The organism is Halomonas stenophila (assembly GCF_014192275.1).
GTDB lineage: Bacteria > Pseudomonadota > Gammaproteobacteria > Pseudomonadales > Halomonadaceae > Halomonas > Halomonas stenophila.
In genome coordinates this window covers 72958-88044 of record NZ_JACHXR010000010.1, presented here as the reverse complement: position 1 = coordinate 88044, position 15087 = coordinate 72958, and the positions used below count along the sequence as shown (strand labels likewise).

Below are 15087 nucleotides of genomic sequence, written 5' to 3'. Positions count from 1 at the left end.
TGCGTCCCACCGGGTCGGGCGCTGTCTTGTGCGTCGGGGGCGAGGCTGCCTATGATGCTCACACCAGTCCAAGTCGGGGAGCGGCCCATGTACATCGAGCGCGACGACCAGGGGCGGATACGGCTCGTCAGTCGCGAGCCCACGTCGGAGTGTAGCGAGTACCTCCCGGCGGATTCGCCCGAGCTACTGGCGTTTCTCATGGAGGGAGAGGTCGGCAGGGAATCGGCCCGCTTCCAGGCGTCGGATCTGGCCTTCGTGCGCGTGCTGGAAGACGTGATCGATCTGCTCATGGACAAGGGGGTGATCCGGTTCACCGAACTGCCCGAGGCCGCCCAGGAGAAGGTGATGGCGCGTCAGGCGCTGCGTCGCCGCTTGAATGGCCTGCAGCTGGTGTCCCCCGCGGCGGGCGAGGACGATGTCATCTGACCGCTTGCTTTTGTCAGGTGCGGGTACCGCCGGCCCCTCGGGCAGGCGGCCTGCCCGCTGGATCATAGGGATGACTTGTCGTGCTGACGTATCCCGGGGCCGGTGACGCCATCGAGCCCCAGCTCGAAGAGCGTCATGGCCTCGGCGTGGCTGGTGACGCCCTCGGCGATGGCCAGGATCCCCAGCGAATGGCACAGCGTGGCCATGCCGCGCAGGATGGTCTGTTGCTCGTGGCTGTCCGTCACCCCGCCGACCAGGCTGCTGTCGATCTTCAGGTAGGTCAGGCCCAGGTCCTGAAGGTCGGCGATATGGGTGAATTCGGCGCCGACGTGCTCGAGTCCCAGCTTGCAGCCCAATGGGAGCAGCTCTCGGCAGAGGGTCCGGAAGCTCGGCAGGTCCTGGATGGCCAGGGTCTCCGGCAGCTCCATCCACAGCCTGGCGGCGGCGCTGGGTCGGGCGTGCAGCCGTGAGCGTAGCTCGAGGACGAAGCGCGCATCGCGAATTGTGGCGGCCGACAGGTTGATGCCCACCGCCTGGTCGCGCTGATCGATGTCCTGCAGGGCCGCCTCCACCACCGCCAGGTCCAGTTCCGTCTCGAGGCCCAGGCGCCTCACCCAGGGCATGAAGACCCCGCCGGCCTGCCACTGCTGGCCGAGCCGCAGGCGCGAGGGGCATTCGTAGTGCAGGAGCTTGCCGTCCCTGTCCAGCACCGGGAAGTGCGCCAGGTAGACGCCTTCCTGCATGGCCTGCTGCAGGGCACTACGCCACTGGGCATGGTTGGGGAACAGGCTCCGCTGCTTGCCCTCCTCGATGATGGTGATGCTGTGCTGGCCGCGGCCCTCGGCGCTGGACAGGGCGCCGTCCAGGCCGGCCAGCAAGCTGCTGCGCCTGTCGCCCTGGCAGTACCGGCTGATGGCGGCGGGCAGGCCGATCATGGCGTCCTTGTCGCGGATCAGGGGCTTGAGACGCTTGACCAGTTCCTGATGGACGTATTCCGCGTCATCCAGGCCGGGCAGCAGCAGGGCGAAGTCGCTGCCGTTGAGGCGGCCGGCCAGGCCACTGCCATGCACCTGGGCCACTTGCTCCAGGGACTCGGTCAAGGCCTTGAGCAGGGCATCGGTAGCGGCATGGCCGAGCTGCTCGTTGATCTGCGTCAGTCGGCTGACGCGCACCAGCACCAGGGTGCCACTGGCACGAAAGTCGTGGCTCTCCAGGTGGATCTGCAATTGGCTGAGGAAGGCCTCGCGATTCAGCGCCCCCGTCACCGCGTCGTGCTGGAGGCGGCGGCGCAGGACATCGAGCTTCTGGCTCTCGGTGCCGAGCATCTCGCCCACGGTGTCGGCGAGCTGGTTCATGGCCACGACCACCTCGCGCAGCTCGTGGGTCCGGGGCACCTGCGAGGTCGTGAAGCGGCGCATGCCGATGTTGCGGGCCTGTTCCACGACCCGGTGCAGCGGCTGGCGGATCGAGCGCACCAGCCACCAGCCGAGCAGCAGGCTCAGGCCGCCGGCGAGCAGGAACCACCCCGCCAGCTCCAGGGTGCTCTGCCAGAGAGAACGATAGGCGTAGCTGTGCTGGCTCTCCACGCTCAGGGTGGCGAACTGTTGCCAACCATCCTGCACCACGGCCGTCCCGGCGGGCACATCGAAATCGATCAGCTCGGTGAACCAGGCCGGCACGTCCTCGATGGCCGCATCGGCCTGGCGCTGCTCGATGACCGCGCCGTCGAGGTCACGCAGCTCGATCCGCCGATAGTAGCCCGTGTCGAACTGGGCCGAGACCAGCAGCGCCAGGGTGACGGCGTCCTTGGGCATCTGGCTCATGGTCAGCGCCAGGGCGTTGGCGTTGTCGGCATTCTTGATGCGGACCTCCTGCTCGATATAGGCGCGGCTCGAGGTCACGCCGATGAACAGGCTGCCGCCGAAGGCCAGCAACAGCAGTCCCACGATGATCAGCCACAGTTGCTTGATGAGCGACATCACATTATCTCCCCTGGATGAATCCCTGTCGTCGCATTCGGTCGAGGACGCGCCGCCAGCGCGAGAGTCTGGCGACGGGGTTGGCCCTGGAACGACTCGAACTACCGGCCCACAAGCCGCCGCTGTTGAAGCTGAAAAGGGGATCCAGATCGGTGCGATCCCTGGCGGGCGTGATGGAGGGCACGAGGTTGTCCAGGATCAACGGTTCGGCGTCCGGCGTCTCGTAATAGCCCAGCACCATATGGGCCTGGGTGATCTGGCTGCGTCCGATCCGGGCCCGGACATAGATCATTCGCAGCCGGTCGGTGGGTATGCCGAGCTGCTGCAGGGTGATGTACTTGGCGATGGAGTAGTCCTCGCAGTCCCCCTCGCCGCGGCCCAGGGTTTCCAGGGGCGTGGCCCAGTAGTCTTCCCGGTCCCAGATGAGGCTGTCGTCCAGCCAGCGCACGCGACGGTTGAAGAAGCTGTTGACCTCGCGCAGCTGGCGGTCGAGGTCGGCGCCGGCCAGGCGATCGAGCAGGGCGAACCACTCGTCGAGCACATCGAGCCCCGGCTGGCCGTAGGCGTCTGCCATGCTGCGACGCAACCGCGTCGCATCGAGGCGTGCCTCGGCCCGGTCAGGTCGCAGGCCCAGGACGCCGGCGGACGCCAGGCTGCCCATCATCGTCAGAAAACGGCGGCGCCCGGGCGATGCAGGAGCATGAGTCGAGCGGTCGGCCATGCGGTCTCGCCGATTGATGAGCTTTTACTCAATCATAGGGTGCAGGAAGCGCTAATGCGAGCGTGTGATCTTGGCTCAGCCGCGACCGGGCCCCTGCCACAGGCGCAGTCGACCCACCCAGGGGAGGTTGCCGGCGCGGTGACGCAGCATGTCGGCGGCCTGGTCGAGGCTGGTATTCCCCGGCAGGCGGTCGACGTAGAGCGAGACGTCGATACGGTCGTCCAGGTAATGCAGATCCAGGTCGACCCGCTGCCGCCAGATGGCCAGGTCGTGCCAGGCGGCATCCAGCCGCCGTTCCACGTCGTCGCGCAGTGGCAGGCCGGGTCTCAGGCTGTGCGCGGTCTCCCCGGCATCATCCTCGGGATCGATGTGGAAGGTCACGTCGGAGAGGCTCGGAAATCCCTCGCGAAGCCGCCGGGTGACCTCGTTGCCGATCTCGTGGGCCTCCGAGACCGTGACCCGGGGCGGCACCACGATATGCAGGTCGAGGAGCACGTCGCTGCCGAGCTTGCGGGTCCGCAGGTCGTGGACGCCCCTGACGCCGGGGGCCGACTCGGCGGTGGTCTGCAGCGCCGTCCGGTCCGCGAGGGGCAGCGCCGTGTCGATCAGTTCCTGGCTGGAATCCCAGAGCAGCTTTCCGCCCACCTGGCCGACCATGACGCCCACCACGATGGCCGCCACGGCATCCATCCAGCCGATGCCGGCCTGGGCCGCCAGCAGGCCGACCAGGACCACCAGGGTGGAGAGGGCATCGGAACGCGAATGCCAGGCATTGGCCTCGAGCAGGCGGGAGCCGATGCGCCGCGCGACGCGCATCGTGTAGCGGTAGATCCATTCCTTGCCGAGCAGGGCGGCCAGGGCGATGGCGATGGCCCAGCCGCCGGGCGCGGGGGCCGATTCGCCGTCCAGCAGGCGGCTCAGGCTGGCCCAGGCGATGCCGCCGGCGACGAAGATCAGCACGCTGCCCAGCCAGAGGGTGGCCAGGGTCTCGATACGGCCGTGGCCGTAGGGATGGTCGCTGTCGGGCGCCTGGCGGCCGAAATGGGTCGCCGCGATCACGAAGACGTCGGTGACGATGTCGGAGAAGGAGTGGATGCCGTCGGCCACCAGGGCCGCCGAGCCCACCAGCAGGCCGGCGATGAACTTGGCCATGCCGACCACGAAGTCCACGACCGCGCCGATGAGGGTGACCCTGTGGGCCTCGCGGGTCTGGCGGTCGCGGATCTCGCTGGCCGGCATCGTCTCAGCTCCGGGCAGCTCGGCTGCGGACCGGGTTGGCATACTGGGCGAGCCACCAGGCGCGCAGCTCCTCGGGCACCTCGGCGAGGCGGGCCTGGAAGCGGGCGCGATCGGCATCGGTCACCTCGCCGAGGTCGACCAGCTCCGGTGCGTTGCCCAGGGCCTCCAGGGCCAGGTAATGGCTGGGGAAGAGGTGGTAACCCTCGAGGACCTGACGGTCGACTTCCTCGGCCACGGCCTCGGGGGTGTCGAAGTCGGCGGACAGCGGCGTGCCGAAGCGCAGGTGGACCCGCCCCTTGTGGCCGGTGATGCCGGCGACGATGGAGCTGATGTCCTCGAACTCGCTCTTCTCGTAGTTGCCGCGCTCGTGGACCGAGTACAGCTCACGGGCCTTCTGGATGTCGCAGGGGTCGAACTCGTAGCTGATCGACACCGGCACCACGCGCAGTTCGGCGATGGCCTCGCCGAGGCCAGCCTGGCGGTCCTGCCCGCGTCGCGCCATGGTCAGCATCTTGATGATCGCCGGGTCCGTGCGGTCGATGCCGTCCTTGGCCCGCCCCTCCCGCTGGGCCATCCAGATCGAGTGATTGTCCACGGTGATGGAGTGGCGGATATAGGCGGAGAGCTTCTGGTAGGCGGCCAGCATGGCCCGCTTGCCCCGGGCGCTGCGCGGCACGATGAAGCTCTTGTTGAGCCGCATCAGGTCGGTGACATAGGGCTTCTTCAGCAGGTTGTCGCCGATGGCGATGCGCACCGTGTCCCGGCCGGCCAGGTACAGGGCGTAGTTGACGAAGGCGGGGTCCAGGGAGATGTCACGGTGGTTGCCGATGAACAGGTAGGCCGCCTGCGGGTCCAGTCGATCCAGGCCGTCGGCCCGAAAGTCGGTGGTGGAGTTGCGGATCATCCGCTCCATGTAGCCGGCGATGCGGCCCTGGAAGGCACGCACGCTGGTCACGCCGCGCACCTCGCGGCGAATGGCGAAACTGGCCAGCGCCCGCGACAGGCGTGGCAGGATGCGCGCCAGGCGCGGCAGGCGGAAGCGGGTCAGGGCATCGAGCAGCTCCGGGTCGCTGGCGAGCCGTTGCAGTACCTCGGCGACCTCGTCGTCCTGGTAGGGGCGAATCTCGGCCCAGGGATCGTTGTTGTGCATGTCTGGCGTCGTGTTCATGGGCGCGGAGGCGTGCTCGGTCATGCGGGATCGGCAGTCAGGACGGGGTGGGTGTCGCCGGCGGCATTGGCCTCGCCGTCCAGCCAGGCCAGCAGGCGTTCGACACTCTCGGCCAGTGCCTGGGTCATCAGCAGGAAGTCGGTCTCCAGGCGCAGCAGGGCATCCCCACCGTCATCGGCCTGGTTGGCCTCGTCGATGAGGGCGTCATCGAAGCGCAGCGACTTCACGGCCAGGTCGTCATGCAGCACGAAGGCCAGCCGCCCCTCGATGCTCAGGGCCAGCTTGCTGGCCTGGCGGCCGCTTTCCAGCAACTGCTGGATCTCGTCGCTGTCCAGGTCCACCTGGCGCGCGCGCAGCACGCCGTCGTCGCCCTTGGCCTTGAGCTCCACCTGGTCGCCGAGCACCAGGTCGGCGGGGCGTGAGCCGGGGTCGCCGAGCCAGGTGGTCATGGCGCGCATCGGCAGGGTCTGGCTGGCCAGCGGCGTCACCTTGAGGCTGCCCAGGGTCTCGCGCAGCAGGTCGAGGATCTCCTCGGCACGCTTGCGGCTGCTGCTGTTGACGGCGATCAGGGCCCGGCGGCTGTCCCACCACAGGTCGACCTTCTGGCTACGCACGAAGGCGCGGGGCAGCAGCTCCTCGTAGACCTGCTCCTTGAGCGCAAGCTTCTCCTGGCGGCGAAGCTTGCGGCCCTCGGCGGTCTCGAGGGCGTCCACGCGCTCCTCCACTTCCTCGCGCACCACGGCAGCCGGCAGGATCCGCTCCTGGCGCAGGGCCGTCATCAGGCGCTGGCCCTGCAACTCATGCAGCAGTTGGGTCCCGGCGCGGCCGGCCGGCGGACACCAGCCGAGACGGCGCGGTTCGCTGCCGCCCAGGGGGCGGAAGGCCTGCTCGCCGAGCGCCTCTTCCAGGGTGGCGGCCGCCAGGTCGGGAGCGCCGTGCAGGCGGTAGAGATGCAAGTGCTTGAACCACATGAAGCATTTCCCGGGTGAAAAGGAGACACATTATGGCGAATGGGAGCCGGGGGTGCCAGCGATGAACCGGTTCGGGGCTAAAACTATCGTTTGAATGCGGGGCGGCGGCCTGCCTAGAATCGCGGGGTGCCCAACAACAGGAGTCTAGTCCCATGGAGCCTCGCCAGACCACGGCCTCGCTGCGCGTGCGCGGCTATCACCTCGACGGCTATGGCCACGTCAACAATGCCCGCTACCTGGAGTTCCTCGAAGAGGGGCGCTGGGCCTTCTTCGACGAGCGGCCGGCATTGGCCGGCATGCTAGAGCGTCTCGGGGTGGCCTTCGTCGCGGTCAACCTCAATATCGATTATCGCCGCGCGGCGGTGGCCGGCGACGACCTGGAGGTGGTGACGGGCCTGGCCGAGCTCGGCACCCGCAGTGCCCGCATGCATCAGGACATCCGGCGGGCCCGGGACGGCAGGCTCGTGGCCGGCGCCGACGTGACCTTCGTGCTGCTGGATGTGCACGCCAACAAGGCGGTGGCGATCGCCGGGGAGCTTCGCGATGCCCTGGCCCCCCTGGTGGTTGCGCAATAGCCCGCTGCTTTGGCCCGTCCGGGGTGATATGATGTGAGGCTGTTATTGCGCGCCATGTCACGGCCACGTGACGCGCCAACCTGTTGCAGTGCAAAGGATTCGACGACCCATGGGTGACATCGCCAGAGAGATTCTGCCAGTCAACATCGAGGACGAGCTCAAGCAGTCGTACCTCGATTACGCGATGAGCGTGATCATCGGCCGTGCGCTGCCCGACGTGCGCGATGGCCTGAAACCGGTGCATCGGCGGGTGCTGTTCGCCATGCACGAGCTCGGCAACGACTGGAACAAGGCCTACAAGAAGTCCGCCCGTGTCGTCGGCGATGTCATCGGTAAGTACCATCCCCACGGCGACAGTGCCGTCTACGACACCATCGTGCGCATGGCCCAGGACTTCTCCATGCGCCACGTGCTGATCGATGGCCAGGGCAACTTCGGCTCCATCGACGGCGACAATGCCGCCGCCATGCGTTACACCGAGGTGCGCATGGCCCGGCTCGCCCACGAGCTGCTCGCCGACCTCGAGAAGGATACCGTCGACTGGGTCGACAACTACGACGGCACCGAGCGGATTCCCGACGTGCTGCCGACCAAGGTGCCGAACCTGCTGATCAACGGCTCCTCGGGGATCGCCGTGGGCATGGCCACCAACATCCCGCCCCACAACATGGTGGAGGTGATCGACGGCTGCCTGGCGCTGATCGACGACTACACGCTCACCGTCGACGACCTGATGGAGCACATCCCCGGGCCGGACTTCCCCACCGGCGGCATCATCAACGGCCGTGCCGGCATCCTCGAGGCCTATCGCACCGGCCGCGGGCGCATCTACGTGCGCGCCCGCCACACCATCGAGCATGACGACAAGACCGGTCGCGACCATATCATCGTCACCGAGCTGCCCTACCAGGTGAACAAGGCGCGGCTGATCGAGAAGATCGCCGAACTGGTCAAGGACAAGAAGATCGAGGGCATCGCCGAGCTGCGCGACGAGTCGGACAAGGACGGTCTCAGGGTCGTCATCGAGGTCAAGCGCGGCGAGTCCGGCGAGGTGGTGGTCAACAACCTCTTCGCCCAGACCCAGCTGCAGAACGTCTTCGGCATCAACATGGTCGCGCTGGATGGCGGCGAGCCGCGCACCCTCAACCTCAAGGAGGTCCTCGAGGCCTTCATCCGCCACCGGCGCGAGGTGGTCACCCGGCGCACCCTGTTCGAGCTGAAGAAGGCCCGGGAGCGGGGCCATATCCTCGAAGGCCTCACCGTGGCCATCTCGAACATCGATGAGGTGATCGAGCTGATCAAGGCCTCGCCGTCCGCCGCCGAGGCCAAGGAGAAGCTGCTGGCGAGAAGCTGGCCACCGGGCCAGGTCACCGGCATGCTCGAGCGCGCCGGCGCCACCTCCTGCAAGCCCGAGGACCTCGAGGAGGGCTATGGCCTCGACCAGGCGTCCAGCCAGTACCGGCTGTCGCCGGCCCAGGCCCAGGCGATCCTCGAGTTGCGCCTGCACCGCCTGACCGGGCTGGAGACCGAGAAGCTGCTCGACGAGTACCTGGGCATCCTCAAGAAGATCGCCGAGCTCACCGAGATCCTGGCCTCCGCCGATCGCCTGCTGGAGGTGATCCGCGAGGAGCTCACCGCCGTGCGCGACCAGTTCGGCGAGCCGCGGCGCACCGAGATCCAGGCCAGCCATCTCGACCTGTCCATCGAGGACCTGATCGCCGAGGAGGACATGGTGGTCACGGTGTCCCGCTCCGGCTATGCCAAGACCCAGCCGCTCTCCGACTACCAGGCCCAGCGACGCGGGGGGCGCGGCAAGTCGGCGACGGCGATGAAGGACGAGGACGTCATCGAGCACCTGCTGGTGGCCTCCACCCACGACACCGTGCTGCTGTTCTCCAACCGCGGCAAGGTCTACTGGCTCAAGGTCTACGAGATGCCGGCGGCAAGCCGTGGCTCCCGCGGCAAGCCGCTGGTCAACCTGCTGCCGCTGGACGAGGGGGAGGCGATCAACGCCATCCTGCCGGTCCACGACTACGACCCGGACAGCTATATCTTCTTCGCCACCGCCAAGGGCACGGTCAAGCGTACCAGCCTCGACCAGTTTTCCCGCCCCCGCAGCGTGGGCCTGATCGCCATCGACCTGGAGGAGGGCGACCGCCTGGTGGGGGCCGCCATCACCAGCGGCTCGGACCACGCCATGCTGCTGTCGTCCAACGGCAAGGCGATTCGCTTCGAGGAAGGCGACGTGCGGGCCATGGGGCGGACCGCCCGAGGGGTGCGCGGCATGCGCCTGGCGGGCGGCGCCGAGGTGATCAGCCTGATCATCCCCCAGAGCCAGCGGATCGACGCCGAGGACGAGACGGAAGGCGGCGAGGGGGGCGAGGTCGCGAACGGCAACGGCGGCCAGATCTACATCCTGACCGCCAGCGAGAACGGCTACGGCAAGCGCAGCCGCCTCGAGGAGTTCCCGCTGCGGGGCCGGGGTGGCCAGGGGGTCATCGCCATGCAGACCAGCAGCCGAAACGGCTCCCTGGTGGCGGCCATGCAGGTCTACGCCAGCGACGAGATGATGCTGATCACCGACAGGGGCACCCTGGTGCGGACCCGGGTCGACGAGGTCTCCATCTCGTCGCGCAATACCCAGGGCGTCATGCTGATCCGCCTGGGCGAGGCCGAGTCGCTGGTCAAGACGGTGCGCATCGACGAGCCGGTCGATGAGGACGAGGAATCGGGGACAGACCCCCATTTCGACGCCGACGACGCCACATAAAGACACCTGAACAGAGGAAATGAGGGTCTGTCCCCCATTCACGACGCTGATGACACGCCATTACAACTTCTGTGCCGGGCCCGCCGCGCTGCCGGAGGCGGTGCTGGCCCGGGCCAGGGATGAGCTGCTGGACTATCGGGGGCACGGCCTCTCGGTGATGGAGATGAGCCACCGCTCCCCGGAATACGTGGCCATCGCCGAGCAGGCCGAGCGCGACCTGCGGGAGCTGCTGGCCATTCCCGACAACTATCGGGTGCTGTTCACCCAGGGCGGGGCGACCCTGCAGTTCGCCGCGGTGCCCTACAACCTGCTGGGGCTCGGCGGGCGGGCCAACTTCCTGCATACCGGCATCTGGGGAAAGAAGGCCATGGCCGAGGCCCGCCACCTGTTCGGCGACGCCCCGGTCGCGGCGTCCAGCGAGGCCGGTGGCCATGCCGCGGTGCCCCGCCAGGCGGATATCGCCCTGACCGAGGATGCCGCCTACCTGCACTACACCGCCAACGAGACCATCGGCGGGCTGGAGTTCGACTACATTCCCGAGGCGGTGCGGCCCGACGGACGCGAGGTGCCGCTGGTCTGCGACATGTCCTCCAGCATCCTCGCCGGGCCGCTGGACGTGTCGCGGTTCGGGGTGATCTACGCCGGTGCCCAGAAGAACATCGGCCCGGCGGGGCTCGTGGTGGTGATCGTCCGCGAGGACCTGCTCGATCGCGCTCGCGCCGACATGCCCAGCCTGCTGGGCTACCGGACGCTGGCCGAGGCCGCTTCCATGGTCAATACCCCGGCCACCTACAGCTGGTACCTGGCCGGCCTGGTCTTCCAGTGGCTCAAGGCCGATATCGGCGGCCTGGCGGCGATGGACGCCATCAACAGCCGCAAGGCGGAGCGGCTATACGCCGCCATCGACGGCAGCGAGCTCTACTCGAACCCGATCGCCCGGCGCAACCGCTCGCGGATGAACATCCCCTTCGTGCTGGCCGACGACCGCCTGGACAAGCCCTTCCTGGAGGAGGCCACGGCCGCCGGCCTGCTCAACCTCAAGGGGCATCGCAGCGTCGGCGGCATGCGGGCGAGCCTCTACAATGCCGTGCCGGAGGCCGCCGTGGAGGCCTTGATCGACTTCATGGCCGATTTCGAACAACGCAGGGGATAACGCATGACCGACACCCCCAAGAGCCTGGATGAGCTGCGCAGTCGCATCGACCAGCTCGACAGCGACATCCTGAGGCTGATCAGCGAGCGGGCGGAATGTGCCCGGGGCGTCGCCGAGATCAAGGCGAAGGACGACCCCCAGACCGTCTTCTACCGCCCCGAGCGCGAGGCCCAGGTCCTGCGCCGTATCATGGAGCTCAACCACGGGCCCCTGGACAGCGAGGAGATGGCTCGGCTGTTTCGCGAGATCATGTCCGCCTGCCTGGCCCTGGAGCAGCCGATCAAGGTCGCCTACCTGGGGCCGGAAGGCACCTTCACACAGCAGGCCGCCCTCAAGCATTTCGGCGAGAGCGCCGTCAGCCTGCCCATGGCCGCCATCGACGAGGTGTTCCGCGAGGTGGAGGCCGGCGCCGTGAACTACGGCGTGGTGCCGGTGGAGAACTCCACCGAGGGCGTGATCAACCACACCCTGGATTCCTTCATGGACTCCTCCCTGCGCATCTGCGGCGAGGTCGTGCTGCGCATCCATCACCACCTGCTGGTCTCCGACACCACCCGGCGCGACAAGGTCTCGCGGATCTATTCCCACCCGCAGTCCTTCGCCCAGTGCCGCAAGTGGCTGGACGCCCACTACCCGCACGCCGAGCGGGTGCCGGTATCGTCCAACGCCGAGGCCGCCCGCCTGGTCAAGACCGAGTGGCACAGCGCCGCCATCGCCGGCGACATGGCCGCCAAGCTCTACGGCCTGACCCGCATTGCCGAGAAGATCGAGGATCGCCCGGACAACTCCACCCGCTTCCTGATCATCGGCAACCAGGACGTGCCCATGTCGGGCGAGGACAAGACCTCCATCGTGGTGGCCATGCGCAACCAGCCCGGCGCCCTGCACGATCTGCTCGAACCCTTCCACCGTCACCAGATCGACCTGACGCGCCTGGAGACCCGGCCGTCGCGCAGCGGCGTGTGGAATTATGTCTTCTTCATCGACTTCAAGGGGCACCACGACGAGCCCCGCATCGCGGCCATGTTCGAGGAGGTGCGTCTGCGGGCCGCGGAGGTCAAGGTCCTGGGCTCCTACCCCCAGGGCGTGCTCTAGGATGACCCGGCAAGAGACGATACCCGCCGAGTCGCGGCTGCTGATCGTCGGGCTCGGGCTGATCGGTGGTTCCCTGGCCGCGGCCCTGCGCCGGGTCGGTTTCGACGGCGAGATCCTGGCCTGCGACCCGGACGCCGAGGAGATCGCGCGGGGCGTCGAGATGGGGCTGATCGACCGCGGCGACACGCGCCTGACGGCGGTGCTCGACGGGGTCAGCCTGGTGGTGCTGGCGGTGCCGGTGCTGGCCATGCGCGGCGTGATGGAGGAGCTCGCCGCGGGCCTGGGGCGTACCGCCGCCCACCTGGCGATCACCGATGTGGGCAGCACCAAGTCGGCGATCCGCCAGGCCGCCGAGCAGGCCTTCGGCCGACTGCCGCCCAACCTGGTGCTGGGCCACCCCATCGCCGGATCCGAGAAGAGCGGCGTGGCGGCGGCCAATTCCGAACTGTATGTCGGCCACAAGGTGATCCTGACCCCCGAGCCCACCACCGACCCCGAGGCCCTGGCCAGGGTGCGCGCGCTGTGGCGCGCCGCCGGCGCCGAGGTGCTGGAGATGGACGTGGCGCGCCATGACCAGGTGCTGGCCCGCACCAGCCATCTGCCGCACCTGCTGGCCTTCTCGCTGGTGGACACCCTGGCCCGCCAGGACGAGCGCCTCGAGATCTTTCGTTACGCCGCCGGCGGCTTCCGCGACTTCACGCGGATCGCCGGCAGCGACCCCGTGATGTGGCGCGACATCTTCATCGCCAATCGCGAGGCGGTGCTCGCGGCCCTCGACGACTTCGAGGCCGGGGTGGCCCGGCTGCGCCAGGCCGTGGAGAGCGGCGACACCGATGCCATGCTGGCGACCTTCGACCGCGCCAGCCACGCCCGGCACTACTTCGATACCCTGCTCAACCAGACCAGTTATCAGGCGGAATACCAGATGCAAGCACATGGCAAGCTGCGCTACCGGGTCAGCCCCGGTGGCGCCGTGGCCGGGCGCATTCGCGTGCCCGGCGACAAGTCGATCTCCCACCGCTCCATCATGCTCGGCGCCCTGGCCGACGGGGTGACCGAGGTCTCCGGCTTCCTCGAGGGGGAGGACAGCCTGGCGACCCTGCAGGCCTTCCGCGAGATGGGCGTGGCCATCGAGGGACCGTACCAGGGGCGGGTGACCGTCCATGGCGTGGGCCTGCACGGCCTCCAGGCGCCCGCCGGTCCGCTCTATGTGGGCAATGCCGGCACCGCCATGCGCCTGTTCGCCGGGTTGCTGGCCGGCCAGGCCTTCGATACCGAGCTGACCGGTGATGCCTCGCTGACCAGGCGGCCCATGGGCCGGGTGGCCGACCCGCTGCGCGAGATGGGCGCGGTCATCGATACCGCCGAGGGGGGCCGGCCGCCGCTGAGGATCCAGGGCGGCCAGGCGCTCCAGGGCATCGACTATGACATGCCGATGGCCAGCGCCCAGGTGAAGTCCTGCCTGCTGCTGGCCGGCCTCTATGCCGACGGCGAGACCCGGGTGCGCGAGCCGGCGCCGACCCGCGATCACACCGAGCGCATGCTCAATGGCTTCGGCTACAGGGTCGAGCGGGACGGCGACACCTGCTGGCTGACCGGCGGCGGCAAGCTGACCGCCGCGCCCATCGACGTGCCCTCCGACATCTCCTCGGCGACCTTCTTCCTGGTGGCCGCGGCCATCACGCCCGGCGCCGACCTGGTGCTCGAGCACGTGGGCATCAACCCGACGCGCATCGGGGTGATCAACATCCTGCAGTTGATGGGCGCCGACCTGCGCCTCGAGAACCAGCGCGAGGTGGGCGGCGAGCCGGTGGCCGACCTGCATATCCGTCACGCCTCGCTCAAGGGCATCGATATCCCCGTCGACCAGGTGCCGCTGGCCATCGACGAGTTCCCGGCGCTGTTCGTCGCCGCCGCCAATGCCGAGGGCACGACCCGGTTGCGCGAGGCCGCCGAGCTGCGCGTCAAGGAATCCGATCGCCTCAAGGCCATGGCCGACGGCCTCGCCGTGCTGGGCGTCGAGAACCGCCTGTATGAGGACGGCATCGATATCGTCGGCCGTCTTGAAGGGCAGGACGGCGAAGGGCCGAGCTATGGCGGTGGTCGCATCGACAGCCTGGGCGATCACCGCATCGCCATGGCCTTCACCGTGGCCGCGCTGCGCGCGTCCGGCGAGATCGTCGTCGACGATTGTGCCAACGTCGCCACTTCCTTTCCCGGCTTCGTCACCCTGGCGCGGCGGGTCGGCCTGTCCCTCGAGGAAGAGCAGGAGGCGTCATGAGCGAGGCAGCGCCGGTGCTGACCATCGACGGCCCCGGCGGGGCCGGCAAGGGCACCATCAGTCGCCTGGTCGCCGAGCGTCTGGGCTGGCATCTGCTGGATAGCGGGGCCCTCTACCGGCTGACGGCGCTCGCCGCCGGCAAGCACGAGGTGTCGCTGGACGACGAGGCCGCGCTCGCCGGTGTCGCCGCCGCCCTGGACGTGGTGTTCCTGGCCGAGGACGGCGAGGCGCGCATCCTGCTCGAGGGGGCGGACGCCAGCCGTGCGATCCGCACCGAGCAGGTCGGCGATGCCGCCTCCCGGGTGGCCGCGCTGCCGGCGGTGCGCCAGGCGCTGCTCGAGCGCCAGCGTGACTTCCGCCAGGCCCCGGGGCTGGTGGCGGACGGGCGCGACATGGGGACGGTGGTGTTCCCCGAGGCACCGCTGAAGATCTTCCTCACGGCGAGCGCGGAAGAGCGGGCCCGGCGGCGCCACCTGCAGTTGCGGGAGGCCGGGGTGGATGCTAATCTATCGAGTCTTCTCAAGGAGATTCAGGCACGCGATGCACGCGATATGCAGCGCAGCGTGGCCCCGCTCGTAGCGGCCGATGACGCCGTCGAGCTGGACACCACGAGCCTGACGATACCGGAAGTGGTGGATCGGCTGACGGAACTGCTGGCCAAGCGTGGCCTGGCATCCGACACCTGAACTCCCTTGCGGCGCCTTCGGCA

General features: G+C 68.5%; 12 protein-coding genes. 7 read left to right on the top strand and 5 right to left on the bottom strand.

What is annotated here, in order from left to right; translation table 11 throughout:
• Positions 1-87: 87 nt before the first annotated feature.
• A complete protein-coding gene (locus FHR97_RS15405) occupies positions 88-426 on the top strand; it encodes a tryptophan synthase subunit beta like protein (protein WP_183384684.1) in 339 nt (112 codons plus the stop codon).
• Positions 427-488: 62 nt separating this feature from the next.
• Here FHR97_RS15405 and FHR97_RS15400 read toward each other — a convergent pair whose 3' ends face one another.
• The 5 genes from FHR97_RS15400 to FHR97_RS15380 form a co-directional block, all read right to left on the bottom strand.
• Complete coding sequence (locus FHR97_RS15400; RefSeq protein ID WP_183384683.1) at positions 489-2405, bottom strand: EAL domain-containing protein; 1917 nt, start codon at positions 2403-2405, stop codon at positions 489-491.
• A gap of 4 nt (positions 2406-2409) precedes the next feature.
• A complete protein-coding gene (locus tag FHR97_RS15395) occupies positions 2410-3126 on the bottom strand; it encodes a transglutaminase-like cysteine peptidase (protein WP_246404072.1) in 717 nt (238 codons plus the stop codon).
• Between the two features lie 75 nt (positions 3127-3201).
• On the bottom strand, positions 3202-4365 hold the full coding sequence (locus FHR97_RS15390; RefSeq protein WP_183384682.1) for a cation diffusion facilitator family transporter: 1164 nt from the start codon (positions 4363-4365) through the stop codon (positions 3202-3204).
• Between the two features lie 4 nt (positions 4366-4369).
• Positions 4370-5557, bottom strand: coding sequence for a 1-acyl-sn-glycerol-3-phosphate acyltransferase (locus FHR97_RS15385; protein ID WP_183384681.1), 1188 nt, complete (start codon positions 5555-5557; stop codon positions 4370-4372).
• Positions 5554-6504, bottom strand: a complete 951-nt coding sequence (locus FHR97_RS15380; RefSeq protein ID WP_183384680.1) for a recombination-associated protein RdgC — start codon at positions 6502-6504, stop codon at positions 5554-5556. Before FHR97_RS15380 ends, FHR97_RS15385 begins: the two co-directional genes overlap by 4 nt.
• 152 nt (positions 6505-6656) lie before the next feature.
• Between FHR97_RS15380 and FHR97_RS15375 the strand changes: the two genes are divergently transcribed.
• The 6 genes from FHR97_RS15375 (at position 6657) to cmk (ending at position 15064) form a co-directional block, all read left to right on the top strand.
• Positions 6657-7079: an acyl-CoA thioesterase gene (locus tag FHR97_RS15375; protein WP_183384679.1), complete on the top strand. Its 423-nt coding sequence runs from the start codon at positions 6657-6659 to the stop codon at positions 7077-7079.
• A 109-nt stretch (positions 7080-7188) separates the two neighbouring features.
• The gene (gyrA, locus tag FHR97_RS15370; RefSeq protein ID WP_183384678.1) at positions 7189-9849 is read left to right on the top strand and encodes a DNA gyrase subunit A; all 2661 of its coding nucleotides are present in this window, start codon (positions 7189-7191) and stop codon (positions 9847-9849) included.
• 49 nt (positions 9850-9898) lie between these two features.
• A complete protein-coding gene (gene serC / locus FHR97_RS15365; protein ID WP_183384677.1) occupies positions 9899-11002 on the top strand; it encodes a 3-phosphoserine/phosphohydroxythreonine transaminase in 1104 nt (367 codons plus the stop codon).
• A 3-nt stretch (positions 11003-11005) separates the two neighbouring features.
• Positions 11006-12097 carry a prephenate dehydratase gene (gene pheA, locus FHR97_RS15360; protein WP_183384676.1) on the top strand — a complete coding sequence of 364 codons (1092 nt, stop codon included), beginning with the start codon at positions 11006-11008 and terminating at the stop codon, positions 12095-12097.
• 1 nt (position 12098) lies between these two features.
• On the top strand, positions 12099-14378 hold the full coding sequence (locus tag FHR97_RS15355) for a bifunctional prephenate dehydrogenase/3-phosphoshikimate 1-carboxyvinyltransferase (RefSeq protein WP_183384675.1): 2280 nt from the start codon (positions 12099-12101) through the stop codon (positions 14376-14378).
• The gene (gene cmk / locus FHR97_RS15350; RefSeq protein WP_183384674.1) at positions 14375-15064 is read left to right on the top strand and encodes a (d)CMP kinase; all 690 of its coding nucleotides are present in this window, start codon (positions 14375-14377) and stop codon (positions 15062-15064) included. Before FHR97_RS15355 ends, cmk begins: the two co-directional genes overlap by 4 nt.
• The last annotated feature ends 23 nt before the right edge of the window (positions 15065-15087 follow it).